The 16,732-nt window shown below is 59.2% G+C and carries 15 protein-coding genes, 1 tRNA gene and 1 other RNA gene; 8 read left to right on the forward strand and 9 right to left on the reverse strand.

Features of this window, described 5'->3' with window-relative positions:
- Positions 1 to 6 precede the first annotated feature (6 nt).
- The 8 genes from rpoD to MSL71_RS11810 all read left to right on the forward strand — a co-directional run bounded on the left by rpoD (position 7) and on the right by MSL71_RS11810 (position 7,463).
- Positions 7 to 1,830: an RNA polymerase sigma factor RpoD gene (rpoD, locus tag MSL71_RS11775; RefSeq protein ID WP_180140477.1), complete on the forward strand. Its 1,824-nt coding sequence runs from the start codon at positions 7 to 9 to the stop codon at positions 1,828 to 1,830.
- Between the two features lie 119 nt (positions 1,831 to 1,949).
- Positions 1,950 to 2,026, forward strand: a tRNA-Ile gene (locus MSL71_RS11780).
- A gap of 242 nt (positions 2,027 to 2,268) precedes the next feature.
- Positions 2,269 to 3,399 carry a Nif3-like dinuclear metal center hexameric protein gene (locus MSL71_RS11785; RefSeq protein WP_180140480.1) on the forward strand — a complete coding sequence of 377 codons (1,131 nt, stop codon included), beginning with the start codon at positions 2,269 to 2,271 and terminating at the stop codon, positions 3,397 to 3,399.
- Positions 3,400 to 3,513: 114 nt separating this feature from the next.
- Positions 3,514 to 4,242 carry a zinc ribbon domain-containing protein gene (locus tag MSL71_RS11790; protein ID WP_180140482.1) on the forward strand — a complete coding sequence of 243 codons (729 nt, stop codon included), beginning with the start codon at positions 3,514 to 3,516 and terminating at the stop codon, positions 4,240 to 4,242.
- Between the two features lie 75 nt (positions 4,243 to 4,317).
- Positions 4,318 to 4,701, forward strand: an RNA gene (gene rnpB / locus MSL71_RS11795) — RNase P RNA component class A.
- 78 nt (positions 4,702 to 4,779) lie between these two features.
- Positions 4,780 to 6,090: an HPr family phosphocarrier protein gene (locus MSL71_RS11800; protein ID WP_180140484.1), complete on the forward strand. Its 1,311-nt coding sequence runs from the start codon at positions 4,780 to 4,782 to the stop codon at positions 6,088 to 6,090.
- A gap of 33 nt (positions 6,091 to 6,123) precedes the next feature.
- Positions 6,124 to 6,840, forward strand: a complete 717-nt coding sequence (ispD, locus tag MSL71_RS11805; protein WP_180140486.1) for a 2-C-methyl-D-erythritol 4-phosphate cytidylyltransferase — start codon at positions 6,124 to 6,126, stop codon at positions 6,838 to 6,840.
- Positions 6,841 to 7,064: 224 nt separating this feature from the next.
- Positions 7,065 to 7,463 (forward strand): PilZ domain-containing protein, encoded by a 399-nt coding sequence (locus MSL71_RS11810; protein WP_180140488.1) that lies wholly within the window; start codon positions 7,065 to 7,067, stop codon positions 7,461 to 7,463.
- 92 nt (positions 7,464 to 7,555) lie between these two features.
- On the opposite strand, the gene MSL71_RS11815 is transcribed toward MSL71_RS11810, so the two are convergent.
- The 9 genes from MSL71_RS11815 to fliD all read right to left on the reverse strand — a co-directional run bounded on the left by MSL71_RS11815 (position 7,556) and on the right by fliD (position 16,638).
- The gene (locus MSL71_RS11815) at positions 7,556 to 8,572 is read right to left on the reverse strand and encodes an ABC transporter ATP-binding protein (protein WP_180140490.1); all 1,017 of its coding nucleotides are present in this window, start codon (positions 8,570 to 8,572) and stop codon (positions 7,556 to 7,558) included.
- Positions 8,569 to 9,552, reverse strand: coding sequence for an ABC transporter ATP-binding protein (locus tag MSL71_RS11820; RefSeq protein WP_180140492.1), 984 nt, complete (start codon positions 9,550 to 9,552; stop codon positions 8,569 to 8,571). Before MSL71_RS11820 ends, MSL71_RS11815 begins: the two co-directional genes overlap by 4 nt.
- A gap of 15 nt (positions 9,553 to 9,567) precedes the next feature.
- Positions 9,568 to 10,488 (reverse strand): ABC transporter permease, encoded by a 921-nt coding sequence (locus MSL71_RS11825; protein WP_180140494.1) that lies wholly within the window; start codon positions 10,486 to 10,488, stop codon positions 9,568 to 9,570.
- Positions 10,485 to 11,459 carry an ABC transporter permease gene (locus MSL71_RS11830; RefSeq protein WP_180140496.1) on the reverse strand — a complete coding sequence of 325 codons (975 nt, stop codon included), beginning with the start codon at positions 11,457 to 11,459 and terminating at the stop codon, positions 10,485 to 10,487. Before MSL71_RS11830 ends, MSL71_RS11825 begins: the two co-directional genes overlap by 4 nt.
- A 288-nt stretch (positions 11,460 to 11,747) precedes the next feature.
- The gene (locus MSL71_RS11835; RefSeq protein ID WP_180140498.1) at positions 11,748 to 13,334 is read right to left on the reverse strand and encodes an ABC transporter substrate-binding protein; all 1,587 of its coding nucleotides are present in this window, start codon (positions 13,332 to 13,334) and stop codon (positions 11,748 to 11,750) included.
- Positions 13,335 to 13,902: 568 nt separating this feature from the next.
- Positions 13,903 to 14,301, reverse strand: a complete 399-nt coding sequence (locus MSL71_RS11840; protein WP_180140500.1) for a flagellar protein FlaG — start codon at positions 14,299 to 14,301, stop codon at positions 13,903 to 13,905.
- Positions 14,302 to 14,405: 104 nt separating this feature from the next.
- The gene (gene fliT / locus MSL71_RS11845) at positions 14,406 to 14,720 is read right to left on the reverse strand and encodes a flagellar protein FliT (RefSeq protein WP_180140502.1); all 315 of its coding nucleotides are present in this window, start codon (positions 14,718 to 14,720) and stop codon (positions 14,406 to 14,408) included.
- The gene (fliS, locus tag MSL71_RS11850; RefSeq protein WP_180140504.1) at positions 14,701 to 15,138 is read right to left on the reverse strand and encodes a flagellar export chaperone FliS; all 438 of its coding nucleotides are present in this window, start codon (positions 15,136 to 15,138) and stop codon (positions 14,701 to 14,703) included. The genes fliT and fliS overlap by 20 nt, the downstream gene beginning before the upstream one ends.
- 57 nt (positions 15,139 to 15,195) lie before the next feature.
- Positions 15,196 to 16,638: a flagellar filament capping protein FliD gene (gene fliD / locus MSL71_RS11855; RefSeq protein ID WP_180140507.1), complete on the reverse strand. Its 1,443-nt coding sequence runs from the start codon at positions 16,636 to 16,638 to the stop codon at positions 15,196 to 15,198.
- Positions 16,639 to 16,732: the final 94 nt, after the last annotated feature.

The following is a 16,732-nucleotide window of genomic DNA, read 5'->3' on the forward strand; positions in this document are numbered from 1 at the left end:
AACCATATGACCAACAAGTCCGATACCTCTCCCGAGAAGAGCAAGAAGAATCAGGAAGCCGCATTTAAGGCTCTGCTTGTAAAGGGGAAAAAAGTCGGGGTTCTTACGTATGATGAGATCAATGAGGCGCTTCCGGATGAGGTAGATTCTTCGGATCGGCTGGATGACATCATTGTGATGCTTCAGGAGATGGACATCAAAGTGGTTGCGGAAAGCGACACGGAGCATGACGAAGCCGAAGAGAAAGAAGAGGAGCCCGCCGAACTGGACTCCGAACTCCCCTTGGCCTCTGAAGAGTCCCCGAAAAAGAAGGTGGCGGTCTTTGAGTCCGAAACCGGCTCCGCAGATTACGGCACGGTGACCGACCCCGTGAAGATGTACCTCCGTGAGATGGGCATGGTGACCCTGCTCTCCCGTGAAGGGGAGATTGAGATCGCCAAGAAGATCGAGATGGGGGATCAGGAGGTGCTGAGGCACCAGCTCGATACCACCATCGCCGTGGGGTATATTCTCTCCCTTGCCGACGGCATCGCCGCAGGCAAGCTTCGTCCCAAAAACGTGCTTCGGGACGTGGATGAAGGGGACGGGGCTGTGGACGAGAAGAACCTTGTGGGCAAATTTCTGGAGACCATCTCCGAGATTCGCACCATCCACGAGGAAAACACCGCCCTGCGATACCGCATCTTCACCGAAGAGCTCTCCTCGGATGAGCAGCGCAAGATCAGGCGTTCCGTCAGCCGTCGCACCGAAAAGATCTTTAACCTCCTCAAGGAGTGGCGCCTGGAGGTCAGCGTTTCGGACATCATCGACGCCAAGATCCTGGAGAACATTGCCTGGTTCGAGGCCATGAACAAGATCCTGGGGCGCTGCGCCGATACCTTCGGCACCTCGGTGACCGAGTTCAGGGGTCAGCTCGGCGATGAAGAGACTTTCATGGCCTGGGCTGTGGAGAAGAGCGCCATGGGCGAAGAGAAGCTCCGCGCCATCTACCCGGATTTTGCCTATCTCCAGATGCAGATCGATAGCCGCGAGCTCGGCATCAAGGCCAACGGCCGAATTCTTTCCCGTATTGCCTCCTCCATCGAGGAAGGCAAGGTTCGGGCCAAGGAGGCCAAGAGCGAGCTGGTCAAAGCCAACCTCCGCCTTGTGGTGAGTATCGCCAAGAAATACACCAACCGCGGGCTGCAGTTCCTCGACCTGATCCAGGAAGGGAACATCGGCCTTATGAAGGCGGTGGACAAGTTTGAGTACCGCAGGGGCTACAAGTTCAGCACCTACGCCACCTGGTGGATCCGACAGGCCATTACCCGGGCCATCGCCGACCAGGCGCGCACCATCCGTATTCCGGTGCACATGATCGAGACCATCAACAAGCTGATCCGAACCAGCCGCTACCTCGTGCAGGAGCTGGGGCGCGAGCCCTCTCCCGAGGAGATCGCCGAGAAGATGGAGATCCCCCTGGACAAGGTGCGGCGTGTTCTCAAGATCGCCCGTGAGCCCATCAGCCTTGAGACCCCCATCGGGGAGGAAGAGGACAGCCACCTTGGCGATTTCATCGAGGACAAGAAGTTCATGCTTCCCTCGGATGCGGCCGTGAACATGAACCTGGCGGAAAAGACCCGCAAGGTTCTGGCCACCCTCACGCCCAGGGAGGAGAAGGTTCTGAGGATGCGTTTCGGTATCGGAGAGAAAGCCGACCACACCCTGGAAGAGGTGGGCAAGGATTTCGCCGTTACCCGTGAGCGTATCCGGCAGATTGAGGCCAAGGCCCTGAGAAAACTCCGGCACCCCACCCGGAGCAAGAAGCTCAAGAGCTTCATCGAGATTTAGGGGCGCACCCTGCCTCTGGTTCGCCCCGGGAACGGGGCGTCCCGAAAGCCCCTGCTGTCGGGCGGATAACACTTGACAAAAGGGGCTCGCCGGAGGTAAGGATACTCACCTTGATGCACGGGCCTATAGCTCAGCTTGGTAGAGCCACCGGCTCATAACCGGTCGGTCCCTGGTTCGAATCCAGGTGGGCCCACCAGCTCAACACACCGTGAAAAGGGAGGCGCCCCAACAGGTGAGGCCAACAACTCACTTTTCATGAACCATGGCGGATGATGCACCATGAACGATGCAACAAAATGCCGAGACAGTTTTTAAACACCAAGGCGTGCTGGCTGATAAAGGCCACCACGCCTTTTTTGTTGAAGGGGTGCTTCCAAGGCGTGTTTCGGGCCGCCGGCCCGGTATCCTTGAGCCCCTTAAGAGACGATTGGAGGAGAGATGAGCGCTACGGTATCTGAGATAATCTCCATGATGGAGGAACTTGCCCCATCATCCCTTGCCGAAGAATGGGATAATGTGGGGCTGCAGGTGGGGCACAGAGACCACCGGGTCACTCGGATTCACATCGCCCTCGACCCCACCCCGGAGGTGGTGGCCAAAGCCTGCACCGAAGGGGCGGAGATGCTGATTACCCATCACCCTCTCATCTTCTCCCCCCTAAAGACCCTGGACCTTGCCAGCCCCCTGGGTGACATCATCGCCCGCTCCGTTTCTTCCTCCCTTGCCATCTACTCAGCCCACACCAACCTCGACAGCGCCCCCGGCGGACTCAACGACACCTTTTCCCGCATGATCGGCATGAATCCCGAAGGCCCCCTGGTGCCCTCGGCAGATTCGGAGACGGTGAAACTCGTCTTTTTTGTGCCGGAGGAGTACCGTCACAAGGTGATGAAGGCCCTGTTTTCCGGTGGGGCCGGTTCCATCGGCAAGTACAGCTGCTGCTCTTTCTCCTCGGCCGGGCGGGGGACCTACATGCCCTCAGCCGGTGCCGAGCCCTTTGAAGGCAGCACGGGCAAGATGAGCTGCGTGGAGGAGGTGCGCGTGGAGGCGGTGGTCAAGCGCTCGAAGCTGGATCACGTGCTGGAGGTGGTCCGGGAGGTTCATCCTTACGAAACCATGGAGTACAACATCTACCCCCTGCTGAGGACCGCCGATGCCGACGAATCCGGCGCGGGTTTGGGCCGGGTGGGGGCCTTTGATTCACCCGTTACCCTGGGTGAGCTTGCCGAACGGGTCAAAAAGGCCTTTGGGCTCCCTGCGGTAAGGGTGGTGGGAGATCCCGACATGGCTGTCCGGCGCGGCGCCGTGTGTACGGGCAGCGGGGGCTCGCTCATGAAGGCCTTTTACCGGAGCGGGGCCGATGTCTATGTGAGCGGGGAGTTAAAGTACCATGACGCTCAGACCGCCCTTGAAAAGGGCAAGGGGCTTGTGGACGCCGGCCATTTCGGTACGGAGTATTTTGCCTGCGGCCTGCTGGCCCGGGCTCTTAACGAGAAAATCCGGCAGAGGGGGCTTAACGTGGAGGTGGTGGAAAGCCGATGCGAGCAGGATCCCTTTGCCTTTGTATGACGGGGCCTAAGACGCGCCCTGTCCCAATAGAAAGACCGCAACACCGTCGATCTGGCAATGAATGATACACCGGCATACGGCCGGTCCACAGACCTTGGAGGCTTGATAATTTCCATGCGTAATCTTAATGTGACCCGGGAGCAGATCCAGACCCTGATGAGACTTCAGAACATTGAGTCGGAGTCTGCACGGATTGAAAAGAAGTTGAAAGGGGTGACGTCCCAGGCCTCCGTGCAGGGAGCACGCCTGAGGGAACTCGACGTTGAACTCCAGGGAGCCCGCGAAGCCCTGGACGGCGAACAGAAACGGTATGCGGCCATCGAAGAAGAGGTGGCCGAACTCAACACCCGTGTGGCCAAAAGCCAGGAGTACCTGCGCGTGGTAACCAACAACAAGGACTACCAGGTGCTTCGCCGTGAAGTGGATGACAACACCAAGCGGGTGGGGGAGCTCGAAGAGGTCCTGATCACCATGCTGGACGAGCTGGAAGGGCAAAAGAAACAGATTGCCGAACTCGCCGCTGTCCATGGCGAAGAGGCCGAAAAGGTCAAGAGCATCGAGCAGGAGATCTACAACGACACCGCCGAGGAGCGAAAGACCCTCGAATCCATGAGCGTGGAGCGTGAAGAGGTGATCAAGGCGCTTCCTCCGGCCCTGTTCGCCCACTACGAAAAGCTGCTTAAGACCACGGGAAGACTGGCTGTTGTGGCTGTCTCCAAAGGGGTATGCTTTGGCTGCTTCATGAACATCCCTCCCCAGCAGGCCATTGAGGTTCAACAGCAGGGCGGGCTGCACCATTGCCCCCGGTGTCATCGCATTTTGGTGAGCGAACCCAACGCCTGAGGGCAGGGGTGAAAATGGTCGTTTTCCTTTCTGTCGTTTTGAGGTATAACACGGGCACACAATCGGAAGACGGTTGGAGGGGGACAGATGATCGCCGGGTTGCCTTTGGCAACCGGGAGGAAAGTCCGAACACCACAGGGCAGGGTGCTCCATAACGTGGAGTCGCGGTAACGCGAAGGCAAGTGCAACAGAGAGTAGACCGCCACGCATCCGTTTCGGGTGCGGGGTAAGGGTGAAAGGGTGCGGTAAGAGCGCACCAGTTCTCCGGGTGACCGGGGAAGCTGGGTAAACCCCACCCGGTGCAAGACCAAATAGGGAAGTGTCCGAGGGCTGCCCGTCCGAGCTTCCGGGTAGGTCGCGTGAGGTGTCGGGTAACCGGCATCCTAGATGAATGATCATCGCCCCGTTTCCGGGTAACCGGGACGGGGAACAAAATTCGGCTTACGTGCCCCTTCAACCGTCTTCGTTTTTTTTGATGGACCCGTAAAAAGCCATCCACTCCTTTTTACGACAGACCAGAGGCAGGCGACAGGCTTTATGGCAGATAAACAGTCGGCATGTTCCATTACCTTTAAAGAAAAGGTTCAGATCTATTCCCACGATTTTCTAAAGGCCTGTGTGTACATCGCCAGGTTCGACAGGGATGATAATCCCTTCACCAAGAAGCTCTACTCCCGCATGACGGCCACCAGCCACCTGCTGGAAGACTTCCTGGACCTTCATGGGGCCAAGAACAACCGGGACTGGTTTTACTACCGGGAACTTACCTCCCTTGTCCGCCACATCAGCCTCAGCTGCTACGCCCAACGTCACATCGCCAACCGCATCCCCTTTTACGATCTCACGGATACCTCCGACTTTGAAGCCCAGGGGCGTGTCACCCTGGATTTCCTCAATGATATTTTGAGAAAAGCCGTGCCGGTCATCATTGAAGAGGCGCGGCGGCTGGACATCCGGGTACCGGAAGGGGGCTACGACCAGGCCAACTTCCCCGGAGTGGTCTCCGGCGAAATGCTGGAGTACAACATCGATGACGACGCAGGTCACGATCAGCGCAAGCACATCGTCAAGATCTCCAGTGAATTCCTCAATATTGCCAAGCTTTTTGCCCCCTTTACCTTTTACGAGGAGCAGAGCCTTGAAGCGATTCGGGAGATGGTCCCGGCCAAGGTCAACGAGGTGGAGATCAGGGGCTTTGAGATGGTGGTGCACAACCTCCAGTCCTCCTTCGACTCCTATGTTATCCAGGGGGGATTCCGCTACGGCGATCGCAAGCTCAAGCAGCTGCGCGCCCATTTCTCCGTGGTGCTTCATCTCATGGAGGTCCAGGGACGCCTGCTTCATTTTTATGAGCGCCATCTCCACGAGGTGGGCACCATCCAGACCTACCGGGAGGTGCGGAAAAGCCTTGCGGAGATTGTGGACATCGACAAGCTCCTGGATCGCACGGTCAACTACTGCCTCTTTTACGCCTGCCACTTCATGAGCTGCGGCAAACGCCTGGCCAAGGAGGTTCTCAACGAGAACATCGAGCGCGGGATCATCACCGTGGGCATCCCCGAGACCCGGGGCTTCCATGCCCGGCCCAGCCTGATGGTGGCCAAGATCGTTCAGAACTACGGCGGCGAGGTGGAGATGGTGGTCAACGGGGACCGGTTTGACGCCAGCAGCGTTCTGGATATCCAGTGGGCCGGCGGCAAGATCCAGAAAGAGGAGATCTCTCAGGTGGTCTTCGAAGGAGACACCCGGGCCCTTAAGGACATCGAAATCCTCGCCTCGGTCAACTATGCCGAAGATTCCATGGGCAAGGGGCTGCCCCTTCCCAAAGAGTTGAAATACCTGAAATAGCCGCAGCCCGGCTTCGAAAAAAAAGGGGGGGCAATGCAGATCGCCGCCATTATCGTTGCCGGGGGCAAGGGGCTCCGCATGGGGGCCGATACCCGAAAGCAATACCTGAAGCTGGACGGGGTCCCCATTCTTGTGCGGACCCTGGACGCCTTTCTCTCCTGTCCGAAGATCCATCGCATCGTCCTGGCTGCTCCGGCCGATGATTTTCCGTTTATTCGATCAGAGCTTCTTTCCCTGCTCCCCGGAGGGGACCGCGTGGTCCTTGCTGCGGGCGGGGCCGAGCGCCAGGAGTCCGTGTACAGCGGCTTAAAGGCCCTGGGCACCGACTTTAAGGGGCTGGTGGCGGTCCATGACGGGGTGCGCCCCTTTGTGTCCGAAGAGGAGATCCTCAAGGTGTGTGAAGCGGCTTCAGGGTGCGGAGCCGCCATTCTGGCCGTGCCCGCCTTTGAGACCCTCAAGCGGGTAAGCACGGACGGTGCCATCGCAGGGACCCTGTCCCGGGACGGCCTCTGGATGGCTCAGACCCCCCAGGTGTTTGACGCCGGACTCCTGTGCCGTGCCCATGATGAGGCCCGGGCCCTGGGCGTGCTGGGTACGGACGATGCATCCCTGGTGGAGCGCCTGGGGCACCCCGTGGAGGTGGTGGCCGGCAGTCGGTGCAACATCAAGATCACCACGCCGGATGACCTGGATCTCGCGTCCCTTTTTCTCCCCCGCTTTCCTCTTTCTGCTGAAAATCCTGCAGGATGAAGGGCTTTTCTGTTCTTTAACTTCCTTTAAGTGCAGGCGAATTGTGCTATTTTGCAAGTAAAGGCGAATGCAGCCTTACAGGCGCTGGTTAGTCTTTCGATTTGCCTTGGGGCAGCGATTGTGCTACAACAGTACTCCGGCTAACCGCATACGGAAGATGGCGCCTCAGGGTGGGCGCCTGTCCGATACCACCTTTTCTCTCCCCACTTGCCCATGGAGCCGCAATGATCGGACAATCCCAGGAGATGGCTGACCGACGTGCCCACAGGCGTTACCGCGCCGGTGACGGCGCTTATGCTGCATTGTCTCCGGCCTCAAGCAAGGTGGGGCCCATTGTGGATATCAGCATGGACGGGCTCTGTTTTCGGTACATTGTCCACGCCGAGCAGCCCAAGGAGCCTGTGGAGACCCATATCTACGTGGGGGACAACGGGTTCTACCTGGAAAAGATGCCCTACGAGACCGTGGAAGACGTGGAGATCGACAACCCCTCTTCCCTCTCCTCCATCATCATGCGCCAGAGGCGGGTGCGGTTTGTGGACCTCAGCGCCAACCAGAAGGCTCAGCTCCAGTACTTTATTGCTCATCGCACCTCCAAGCAGGAGGAGGTTGAGGCCGGGTAGTTTTTTAAAGAAAACGGTTGTTAAAACGCCAAAGGGCGCACACGAAAGCTTGCTTCGTGTGCGCCCTTTTTTTGTGCGGTTGGGCGTGCGGGCTAAAGAACGCCTTCCTCCACCCGGTGGCAGGCCACAAGGCCTGTGCCGCAGGGATTTACCTTGGGGATCTCCCGGATGCAGCGTTCATCCGCGTGGGGGCATCTGCCGTGGAACACGCACCCCGAGGGCAGGTTGATGGGGGAGGGCACCTCGCCTTTCAGGCTGATGTGGCTCTTTTCCCCGCTCAGCTTGGGGATGGCGCTGAGGAGGGCTTTGGTGTAGGGGTGTCGCGGTTCGGTGTAGAGGGTCTCGGCATCGGCAAGTTCGCAGAGGCTCCCCAGGTACATCACGGCCACCCGGCTGCTGATGTGGCGCACCACCGAGAGGTCGTGGGAGATGAACATGTAGGAGAGGCCCCGTTTTTCCTGCGTCTCCATGAGAAGGTTGAGGATCTGGGCCTGCACCGAGACGTCCAGGGCGCTGATGGGCTCGTCGGCAACGATAAAGGCGGGGTCCACCACCAGGGCCCGGGCGATGCTGACGCGCTGGCGCTGGCCTCCGGAGAATTCGTGGGGGTAGCGCTGGGCCCACATGGGGTCCACCCCCACCTGCTCCATGACTTCGGCGATGCGGTCCTTGACCTCCCCGTTGCTGATGCCGGGGTTGTGGAACCGCAGGGGCTCTTCCAGGGTTTTTTTCACGGTGAGCCGCGGGTTCAGGGAGGAGTAGGGGTCCTGGAACACCATCTGCATCTTAGACCGGTAGGGCATCATGGCCTTGGACGAGAGGTTGTCGATGCGGTTGCCCCGAAAGAGGATCTCCCCACTGTCGGGCTGGTGGATGCCGATGACGCAGCGCGCCAGCGTGGACTTGCCGCACCCGCTCTCCCCGACAACGCTCAAGGTCTCTCCTTCCAGGATATCCAGGCTGATGCTGTTCACCGCCTGGACCACCGTGCTGTGGAGGCTGAGCTTGCCGCCCTGGAGGCGAAGTTTTTCCAGAAAGCCTCCGGAGATGTCGAAGTGCTTGACGACGTTTTTCAGTGTAAGGATGGGCTTGGTGGATTCTGTTGTCATGATGCAAGGTCTCCCGAGACTAAATGGCATGCGGCCATGTGGCCTGTTTGTTCATCCGCAAGGGCCGCCTCGGGCCGTTTGGTCATGCAGATCTCTCCCTTCATGGGGCAGCGTGGGTTAAAGGCGCAGCCGCTGGGAATGTCCGTGAGGGTGGGCATCATTCCCGGGATCTGGTAGAGGGCTTCCCCGGGTTTACGGCTCTCCGGCAGGGCCTTGATGAGGCCCTGGGTGTAGGGGTGCTTCGGGGTGTTGATGATGGCCTGGGTGGGCCCGGTCTCAATGACCCGCCCTGCGTACATGACGGCGATGCGGTCGGTGACCTCGGCCACGACCCCTAAGTCGTGGGTGATGAGGATCAGGCTCATGCCGTCGGAGTCGCACAGTTCGATGAGCAGGTCCATGATCTCGGCCTGGATGGTGACGTCCAGGGCCGTGGTGGGCTCGTCGGCGATGATGATGTCCGGATCGGTGAGCAGGCTGATGGCGATGATGATCCTCTGGCGCATGCCCCCGGAGAACTCATGGGGATACTGGGCCAGGCGCTTCTCCGGGGAGGGGATGTGCACGCGGGCCAGCTTTTCCAGGGCGATGCGCTCAGCCTCCTCCTTGGAGACATCCATGTGGGCGTGGATGGCCTCGGTCATCTGCGTGCCGATGGTCAGCACGGGGTTCAGGGCCATCATGGGGTCCTGGAATATCATGCTGATGCGGTTTCCGCGGATGTCCCGCATCTTCTCTTCGGAGTAGGCGGAGATCTCTGTGTCGCGGAAGCGGATGGTGCCCCCTGCGATAAAGCCGGGCTTTCGGATCAGCTTGATGATGGAAAAGCCCATGACCGATTTACCGGCCCCGCTTTCTCCCACGATCCCTAAGCGCTCCCCCTTGGCCAGGGAGAGGGAGAGGTTGTCGATGGCCGTGACCTCTCCGGTGCGAAGGGCGAATTTGACGTCAAGGTTCTGTATATCGAGTATCGGTTCCATGATTGGGTGTCGCCTTTATCCTTTGTAAAGCTTGGGGTTGAGCACATCCCTGAGCCAGTCCCCGAGGAGGTTGATGACAAGGACGAGGATCACGAGAAAGAGGCCGGGAAAGAGGGTGATCCACCAGGCGCCGCTGAAGATGTACTCAAATCCTGCGTTGATCAGAGAGCCCAGGGAGGGACGGTTCACGGGCATGCCCAGGCCGAGGAAGGAGAGGGCGGCCTCGCTCATGATGGCGTTTGCCACCTGGACCGTGGAGATGACGAGCACCGAGCTCATGGTGTTGGGCAGGATGTGTCGGAACATGATGCGCAGGCGGGAAAGCCCCACCACCCGAGCCGCTTCCACGTACTCCTTGCCTTTTTCGCCCAGCACCGAGGCGCGAACCGTCCGGGCGTACTGGGGCCACTCGGCGATGCCGATGATGACCACCAGCAGGGGGACGGCCATGTCGTTGTACCGGCTCGTGCCGAACACCGTCTGGAAGATGGCGCTGATGAGGATGGCCACCATCATGGTGGCAAAGGAGAGCTGGATATCAGCCATGCGCATGAGAAAGTTGTCCAGCCGGCCCCCTAAGTAGCCCGCAAAGAGCCCCACGGTGATGCCGATGAAAGCCTGGAGCACCACGGCCCCTAAGCCGATGAGCACCGACAGGCGCATGCCGTACATCATGGTGGAAAGAAGGTCCCGCCCCTGCTGGTCCGTGCCCAGGAGAAAGGCGTCGGAGCCGCCGTGCATCCAGGCCGGAGGGAGCTCCGAGTTGAGGATGTCGATGGTCCCGGAGTCATAGGGGTCGTAAGGCGCAAGGAGTGGGGCCGAAAAGCTCACCACCATGAGAATCAGCAGAATAGCCAGGCTGACCATGGCGATCTTGTCGCGCTTGAAGCTGTAAAAGAGATACGAATCTTTGAAATTTCTGAGTGACTGTTTCATTTTCTCCCCGATACCCGGATGGTGGGATTGACGAGACCATAGATGATATCCACCATGGTGTTGACGATGACGAAGACGGCGCCCACAAAGATGATGTAGGCCACCAGCAGGGTGGTGTCGGAGCGCTGGACCGCTTCAAGGAACATGAAGCCCATGCCGGTCCACTGAAAGACCGTTTCGGTAAGGATGGTGTAGGCCAGCATGATGCCCAGCTGGACGCCGCCCACGGTGATGACGGGCAGCAGGGTGTTCTTGAAGGCGTGCACGAACCAGATGCGCGGCTTTTTGAGGCCCTTTGCGTAGGCAAACCGGATGTATTCCGTCTCCAGGACCTCCATCATCTCCGATCGGATGAGCCGGATGAAGAGCGGCAGCATGATGGAGGAGAGGGCGATGGCCGGCATGACGAGGTGTTTCAGGCCGTCCAGGGTGAGAAGGCCTGTCTGCCATCCCCACAGGTTCACCGTTTCCCCCCTGCCGTAGGATGGAAACCACGCAAGGGTCACCGAAAAGAGGTAGATCATGAGAATGGCGGTGAGGAAGACCGGGATGGAGACCCCCACGATGCTGGTGCCCATGGTGAGGCGGGAGAACCAGTGGCGGGGGTTGATGGCGGCGAAGATACCCGCCGGCACGGAGATGAGGATCACGATGAGGCTGGCGGCAAAGACCAGCTCGATGGTGGCCGGGGCCTTGGAGAGGATCACGTGCATGGCAGGCTTCTTGTGGAAGAAGCTTGTGCCCAGGTCTCCGTGGGCGGCGTTTTTGAGAAACCGTCCGTACTGGGTGAGGAAGGGGTCGTTCAGTCCCATCTGTTCCCGGAGCTGCTCGCGCTCCTGAACCGACACCCGGACCCCCACCATGTCTCGGATGGGGTCGCCGAACTGGTGTTTGATGGAGAAGCCCAGCAAGCTGATGACCAGCATGACGAACAGTGCCTGTAAAATGCGTTTTACGGTAAATGCAAACATGGGTATGGTCGCGTCCTTAATTGTCACGGTGCGAGGGGAGTGCGTTGGTGCGGCACTGGGCCGCAGCGCTTCCCGTGGGCGTTCTACCCGCTGCCTGCCGGTGTCCTGTACGGGCACCGGCAGGCAGCGGGTACAGCTGATGAGGAATATGTTCCCTCACCGGTAAACGAAACGCTCGTATTCAAGCATAGATGGGCGGTGAAATGCAAATGAATCCGCCAAAATAAATGGCCGGTTCAACCGGAATTTATCGGTGGAACCGGCCAGGGATCGTCTATTTTACATCCCTTACTTGACGACGAGATCGCCGAGGTAGGGGAAGTTCATGGTGTTGACGATGGGCTCGATGTCGAGGTTCTTCACAGAAGCCCAGGCCAGGTTCTGCCAGTGCAGGGGGACGAAGGCCGCCTCGTCGTAGAGGATCTGCTCGATCTCCTGGAGCATGGCGGTGCGCTTGGCCGTGTCGGTCTCGGACTGGGCGGCCAGGGTGAGCTCATCAACCCGGGCGTTGCAGTACGTCCCGCTGTTGTACTGGCCGTAGCCGGTCTCGGTGTTGATGCACATGGTGAGGTACTCGGTGAAGTTGCCGGAGTCTTCGGTATCCGCGTGCCATCCGATGAGCTGGATGTCGGCCACCTTGGCGTCGAATTCGTCCCAGTACTGGGCCTTGGGCATGGTCTTGAGGTTCACCTTGATGTTGATCTTGGCCAGCATGTTGGCAACGGCCTCGGCGATCTTGGCATCGTTGACGTAGCGGTTGTTGGGGGAGATCATGGAGCACTCGAAGCCGTTTTCGTAGCCGGCTTCTTTCATGAGGGCCTTGGCCTTCTCCAGGTCGTAGCGGGGCACCAGGTTTTCTTTGTAGCCCAGGTAACCTTTGGGGCTCTGCTGACCGGCGGTGGTGGCGAATCCTTTCATGATGTTCTTGACGATGCCTTCGTTGTTGATGGCATGGACAATGGCCTGACGAACGCGCACGTCTTTGAACTCGGGGCGTCGGGTCTGGTTCATCTGAAGGGTGATGATGCGGGTGCCGCCCATGGTAACGAGCTTGGTCTTTTCGTCGTTTTCAATCTGGTGGAAGTCCTGGGGGGAGACGGGATAGATGAAGTCGGTGTCTCCGGAGAGCAGCGAAGCCACGCGGGTGGCGGTGTTCTTGATGGGGGTGAGCACGATTTTTTCCACGTTGCCGGGGGATGCCTTGTCCCAGTAGTCGGCGTAGCGCTCGTAAACGGTCTTGACGCCGTGCTCGCGGGAGGTGACGACGAAGGGGCCGGTGCCGGACTCGTGGTTGAGGGCAAAGGAGGGGCCGCTCTTGACCTGGGCGTCCTTGGGCTGGCCGTTTTCATCGGTGCCGGTGTAGAAGACGCTGTCCATGGGGAAGATGTAGGTGGCCATGTTCAGGAGAAGGGGGTAGGGACGCTTGGTGACGATGTCGATGGTGTGGTCGTCGACGATGTTGATGCTCTCAAAGGGCTCGAAAAGGCCTTTGTAGTCGATGCTTTTCTGGAGACGCTTGAAGGTCCAGACCACGTCTTTGGCGGTGAAGGGGTTGCCGCTGTGGAAGGTGACGTCTTTTCTGAGCCAGAATCGGACGGTCAACGGGTCCAGGCGCTCCCACTTTTCTGCGAGCCTGCCCTCAATGGACATGTCGCGGGTCCAGCGGACCAAGGGATCGAAGGCCACGTGGGAGTATGCCAGCATGCCGCCGGAGAGCTGAATGTGGGGGTCCAGGGAGACCGGGTCGGCGTCCATGGCAAGATGGACCGTTGTGTTTAACGTTGTCTTCACTTCTTCTTCCGGTTTTGAACATCCCGATACCAAAAGGGCCGCTCCCATGAGCAGGATGGATGTCAGTGCCAGTATTCGTCTCATTCACGCCTCCTGAAATTAGTGTGTTGTAAAAAAACGGTCCGGTGGATCCGCGGTGTCCTCCGTGGGGAGAAGCTGGGTGTCCCGAAGAGGGGACATGTGCGGAGCTTCGGTCGTTGTTTCAGCTGCGGAAAAAGCGCCGGTGCATATCCGGTGCCTGTGATCCGCTGTCTCTTTCCAAAATCGTTTCGTGTGCCGTATTTCGCTTAGGTGTGCCCCCGGTATGAAATGACTTATTATTCTAGTGTCATACCAAGGTTAAGTTGTAAAAATTAGCAAAAATAAACATGGAAAGCAAATGAATTCAACAATGTTCTTAGGGGGTAACAGTGCGTTTGGGGGGCGATGATGGTCCATTATCTCGGCGAGATGACACAGAAAACACCGGGGAGGCAGGGCCCCGATTCCGAAAAAAAGTGAAAGCCTGGGGAACATAAATCGGCGGGGGCTGCCCGTAAAGTGAGGGGGAAGGGGACGCTGCGGAAAAAGGATGCATGTCTCCTGTTCCGGTAAGACCGGCTTCAAAGGGCGGTGTGACGGGCAAGAATCGGGTGTGGGGGGGAGTGGGCCGTTACACTTTTTCGTCGAAGATGATGCCGACCATCTCTTCGATTTTTGCTGCCAGGTCAAGGACCTGCTTGGCGGGAATTTCACGGATAACCTCTTCGGTATCGCGGTTCGTGATCCGAACCATGGTGCGACCGGTTTCGTCATGTCGTGTGAAATTCAGGCCGACGGCGTGCAGGCTGTCCAGGTCCCGGGAGATTTCGTCAAGGGTCTCCTGGGAGAGGTTTTCTTCACGAAGCCGGTCTTCCCGGTCGCTGCGCACTTTTTCCTGGCGCTCCTCGGTGCTGGCCTTGTTGTCCGAGGTGGCTTCGGATCCGGGGGCTCTGCGGACGGGTTCCGCGGCAGAGACATCATCCCGTCTTTGGGGCATCTGGGGTTGAACGTTCGATACGGTTTGCATCATGGTGAACTCTCTTTATCCATGCGCCCTGAAGGGTGCAAAGGCTCGCCTTGGCAGGGCCTGGTTTTTCCAAAGGTTTGTGACGGCAGGGTCGGTGCCGCCTTGTGTCAATACGGGGAGGCATAGGCTCCCCGGATTCGCTTTTTGTTTGCCGAGGCAGTGAGCTGGGACCGGATGGCGTCCATCTCCTCTTCAATGCGCTGGGCAAGGTGCCGGCTCCGTTCCAGAATGCGGGAAAGGAGCTCGGCGTGGGACCTGTCCATGGGCAGCTTCTTGAGCTCGCCCACCAGGTCGGCCTGGCGCCGGGCCAGGGTGAAGAGGGCCTCGGGATCGGCGGAGCTCAGTGATGCCTCCACCTGGTCCATAAGGGCCTCCATGCGTGCCATGACATCGGCCGGAGTCTCAGATGGCAACACAGACACCACAGCTCTCCCTTGGTTTTTCGGGACGCCTCACCGACGACTGGCGTCGGGCGCGTGAGGCCTCGGTAAAGCCTTCGTTGAGGCTTACGAGGAGGGCCTCCACCTCGCGGAGGGCTTCGGTGCGGTTGTGGATGTTCGCCTCGGTGAGGCGCCGGACCATGTAGTCGTACAGAGCGGCGAGGTTTTCGGCGATCTCCCCACCGCGCTCCATGTCGAGGGCGGTGCTGAGCTCGGTAATGATGGCCAGGACTTTGGAGATGTACTCCCCCTTGAGCGCCGGTCGTTTTTCCTCGATGCCCCGCACGGCCAGGTGGATGAACTTGATGGCCCCTTCGTAGAGCATGATGAGGATCCGATCCTGGGGAAGGTCCTCTCGGGCGGCCGATGCGGCATATGCACTGTAGGTCATGGGTGTCATGGGTGTGAACTCCTTCAACTGTAACGGAAACTAAGGTGAGTGGCACCGGTTCCGGTTCTACTCTTTGGATACCCCGGGCAAAGCCTTCAACTGCGAGGCGAGGTGATCGCTTGTGACTTTGTATTCGGCAAGCAGGCTCTCAAGGGAGTTGAACTTGTTCCGAAGTCTTTCCTCGGAACGTTCCGCCTTGTCCCCGATGCGCGTGATCTGCTTGTCGATGCTGCCGATCTTGGTTTTGAGGCCCTTGCTCCCGGAGGCTAAGATGCCGCCTGTGGGATCGTTGAACCCTTCGATGAGGGTGCACATGCGAACCGCAAAGCCCTCTTCCCCTTCGTCGATGCTGGTAAAAAACCGCTTCAGGTCGTCGGGGTGTTCTTCAAGGGCTCGGGAAAGGGTCTCCTGGTTCAGTTCCAGATAGGGCTTGCCGTACTCGGGATCTTCTTTGTCCGTGACCCGCCGCATGGTCACCCCGACATCGGAAAGATAGCGGAAGCTGTCGTTTCCGGACACTGTGCCCGCGGTGGAGCGGGTCAGTGCGCCGTTGATGCGGTTGGCGGTCTGGTCTCCGAAGAGGGTGCCCTGCTCTTCCCCTTCGCCGTTGTACTTCTGGCTGTTGAAGAAGAAGGTGAGGACATTGTTGTACTTTTCCACAAAGGTTTCGAGCTTCTCGGAGATGGCGCCCTGGTCCAGTGCCACGTTGAAGGTGGTGGCCGGGGCTGTCCCGGAGAGGGTCAGGGTGACGTCCTTGACCACGTCTTCGATGGTGTTGGAGGGCCGGTGGATTCCCTGGACCCCGTCCACGGAGATGATGGCATCCTTGGCTTCCTGGGTCACGGAAAAGGCCTTGTCTCCAGCACCTTCCCCCTCTTCATTCCCGTAGGCTACCAGGGCGGAGAGCCCGGCGTCATCCCCTGTGTCCCCGTCTTCGTCTTCGATCACGTCAACGGAGATGGTGTTGGCCGCTCCGGTGTCGTTGGCCGACAGGGTCAGGAAATGATGGGTGCCGTCAAAGATCACCCCGGCCGTCACAGCGCCTTTTTCGGCGTTGATGGCGTTGGCCAGGTCGTGGAGGGAGAAGTTGGCCCCTGCCGTGATCTCCATGGGATTGCCGTCGCCCACCTGGATGCTCAGGGTCCCGCCACCGGGAAGCGCGTCTTCAGTAAAGGGCCCGGCGGCCAGCTTCTGGCTTGTGGCCAGCTGATGGACTTCCAGGCTGTAGGTTCCGGTCCGGGCAAAGGATCCGGCGGAGACGGTGTAGCTCTCGGGGTCGGGGCTGGTGGCCGTGCGGGCGGTGTAGGCGCTGGGGTACCGGAGGGAGCGGGCAGCGTTGCTGAGGCCGGAGAGCTCCTTCGACAGGTTGGCATAGGCGGAGATCAGGACCTTGAAGTCCTCTTTCTTCGCTTCCAACGCTTTGACGGGTCTCTTTTCCACTTCGGTAATCTGCTCGACGATGCCGTCGAGATCGATCCCCGAAACGATGCCGCCTACCGACACTCCCATGATCCTGCTCCTTTGGCATCCGCCGTGGGGCGGCCCGATGCCTTTGTGAACGTTTTTTCGGTGAACACGGTTCCTGCAGAAGGTGTCGGGGAAA

Source organism: Desulfoluna butyratoxydans (genome assembly GCF_900699765.1).
GTDB lineage: Bacteria > Desulfobacterota > Desulfobacteria > Desulfobacterales > Desulfolunaceae > Desulfoluna > Desulfoluna butyratoxydans.

Bases quoted from the DNA above. Each gene is read 5' to 3' on its own strand.
- rpoD (WP_180140477.1), top strand. From the start codon at position 7: ATGACCAACAAGTCCGATACCTCTCCCGAGAAGAGCAAGAAGAATCAG.
- MSL71_RS11785 (WP_180140480.1), top strand. From the start codon at position 2,269: ATGAGCGCTACGGTATCTGAGATAATCTCCATGATGGAGGAACTTGCC.
- MSL71_RS11790 (WP_180140482.1), top strand. From the start codon at position 3,514: ATGCGTAATCTTAATGTGACCCGGGAGCAGATCCAGACCCTGATGAGA.
- MSL71_RS11800 (WP_180140484.1), top strand. From the start codon at position 4,780: ATGGCAGATAAACAGTCGGCATGTTCCATTACCTTTAAAGAAAAGGTT.
- ispD (WP_180140486.1), top strand. From the start codon at position 6,124: ATGCAGATCGCCGCCATTATCGTTGCCGGGGGCAAGGGGCTCCGCATG.
- MSL71_RS11810 (WP_180140488.1), top strand. From the start codon at position 7,065: ATGATCGGACAATCCCAGGAGATGGCTGACCGACGTGCCCACAGGCGT.
- MSL71_RS11815 (WP_180140490.1), bottom strand. From the start codon at position 8,572: ATGACAACAGAATCCACCAAGCCCATCCTTACACTGAAAAACGTCGTC.
- MSL71_RS11820 (WP_180140492.1), bottom strand. From the start codon at position 9,552: ATGGAACCGATACTCGATATACAGAACCTTGACGTCAAATTCGCCCTT.
- MSL71_RS11825 (WP_180140494.1), bottom strand. From the start codon at position 10,488: ATGAAACAGTCACTCAGAAATTTCAAAGATTCGTATCTCTTTTACAGC.
- MSL71_RS11830 (WP_180140496.1), bottom strand. From the start codon at position 11,459: ATGTTTGCATTTACCGTAAAACGCATTTTACAGGCACTGTTCGTCATG.
- MSL71_RS11835 (WP_180140498.1), bottom strand. From the start codon at position 13,334: ATGAGACGAATACTGGCACTGACATCCATCCTGCTCATGGGAGCGGCC.
- MSL71_RS11840 (WP_180140500.1), bottom strand. From the start codon at position 14,301: ATGATGCAAACCGTATCGAACGTTCAACCCCAGATGCCCCAAAGACGG.
- fliS (WP_180140504.1), bottom strand. From the start codon at position 15,138: ATGACACCCATGACCTACAGTGCATATGCCGCATCGGCCGCCCGAGAG.
- fliD (WP_180140507.1), bottom strand. From the start codon at position 16,638: ATGGGAGTGTCGGTAGGCGGCATCGTTTCGGGGATCGATCTCGACGGC.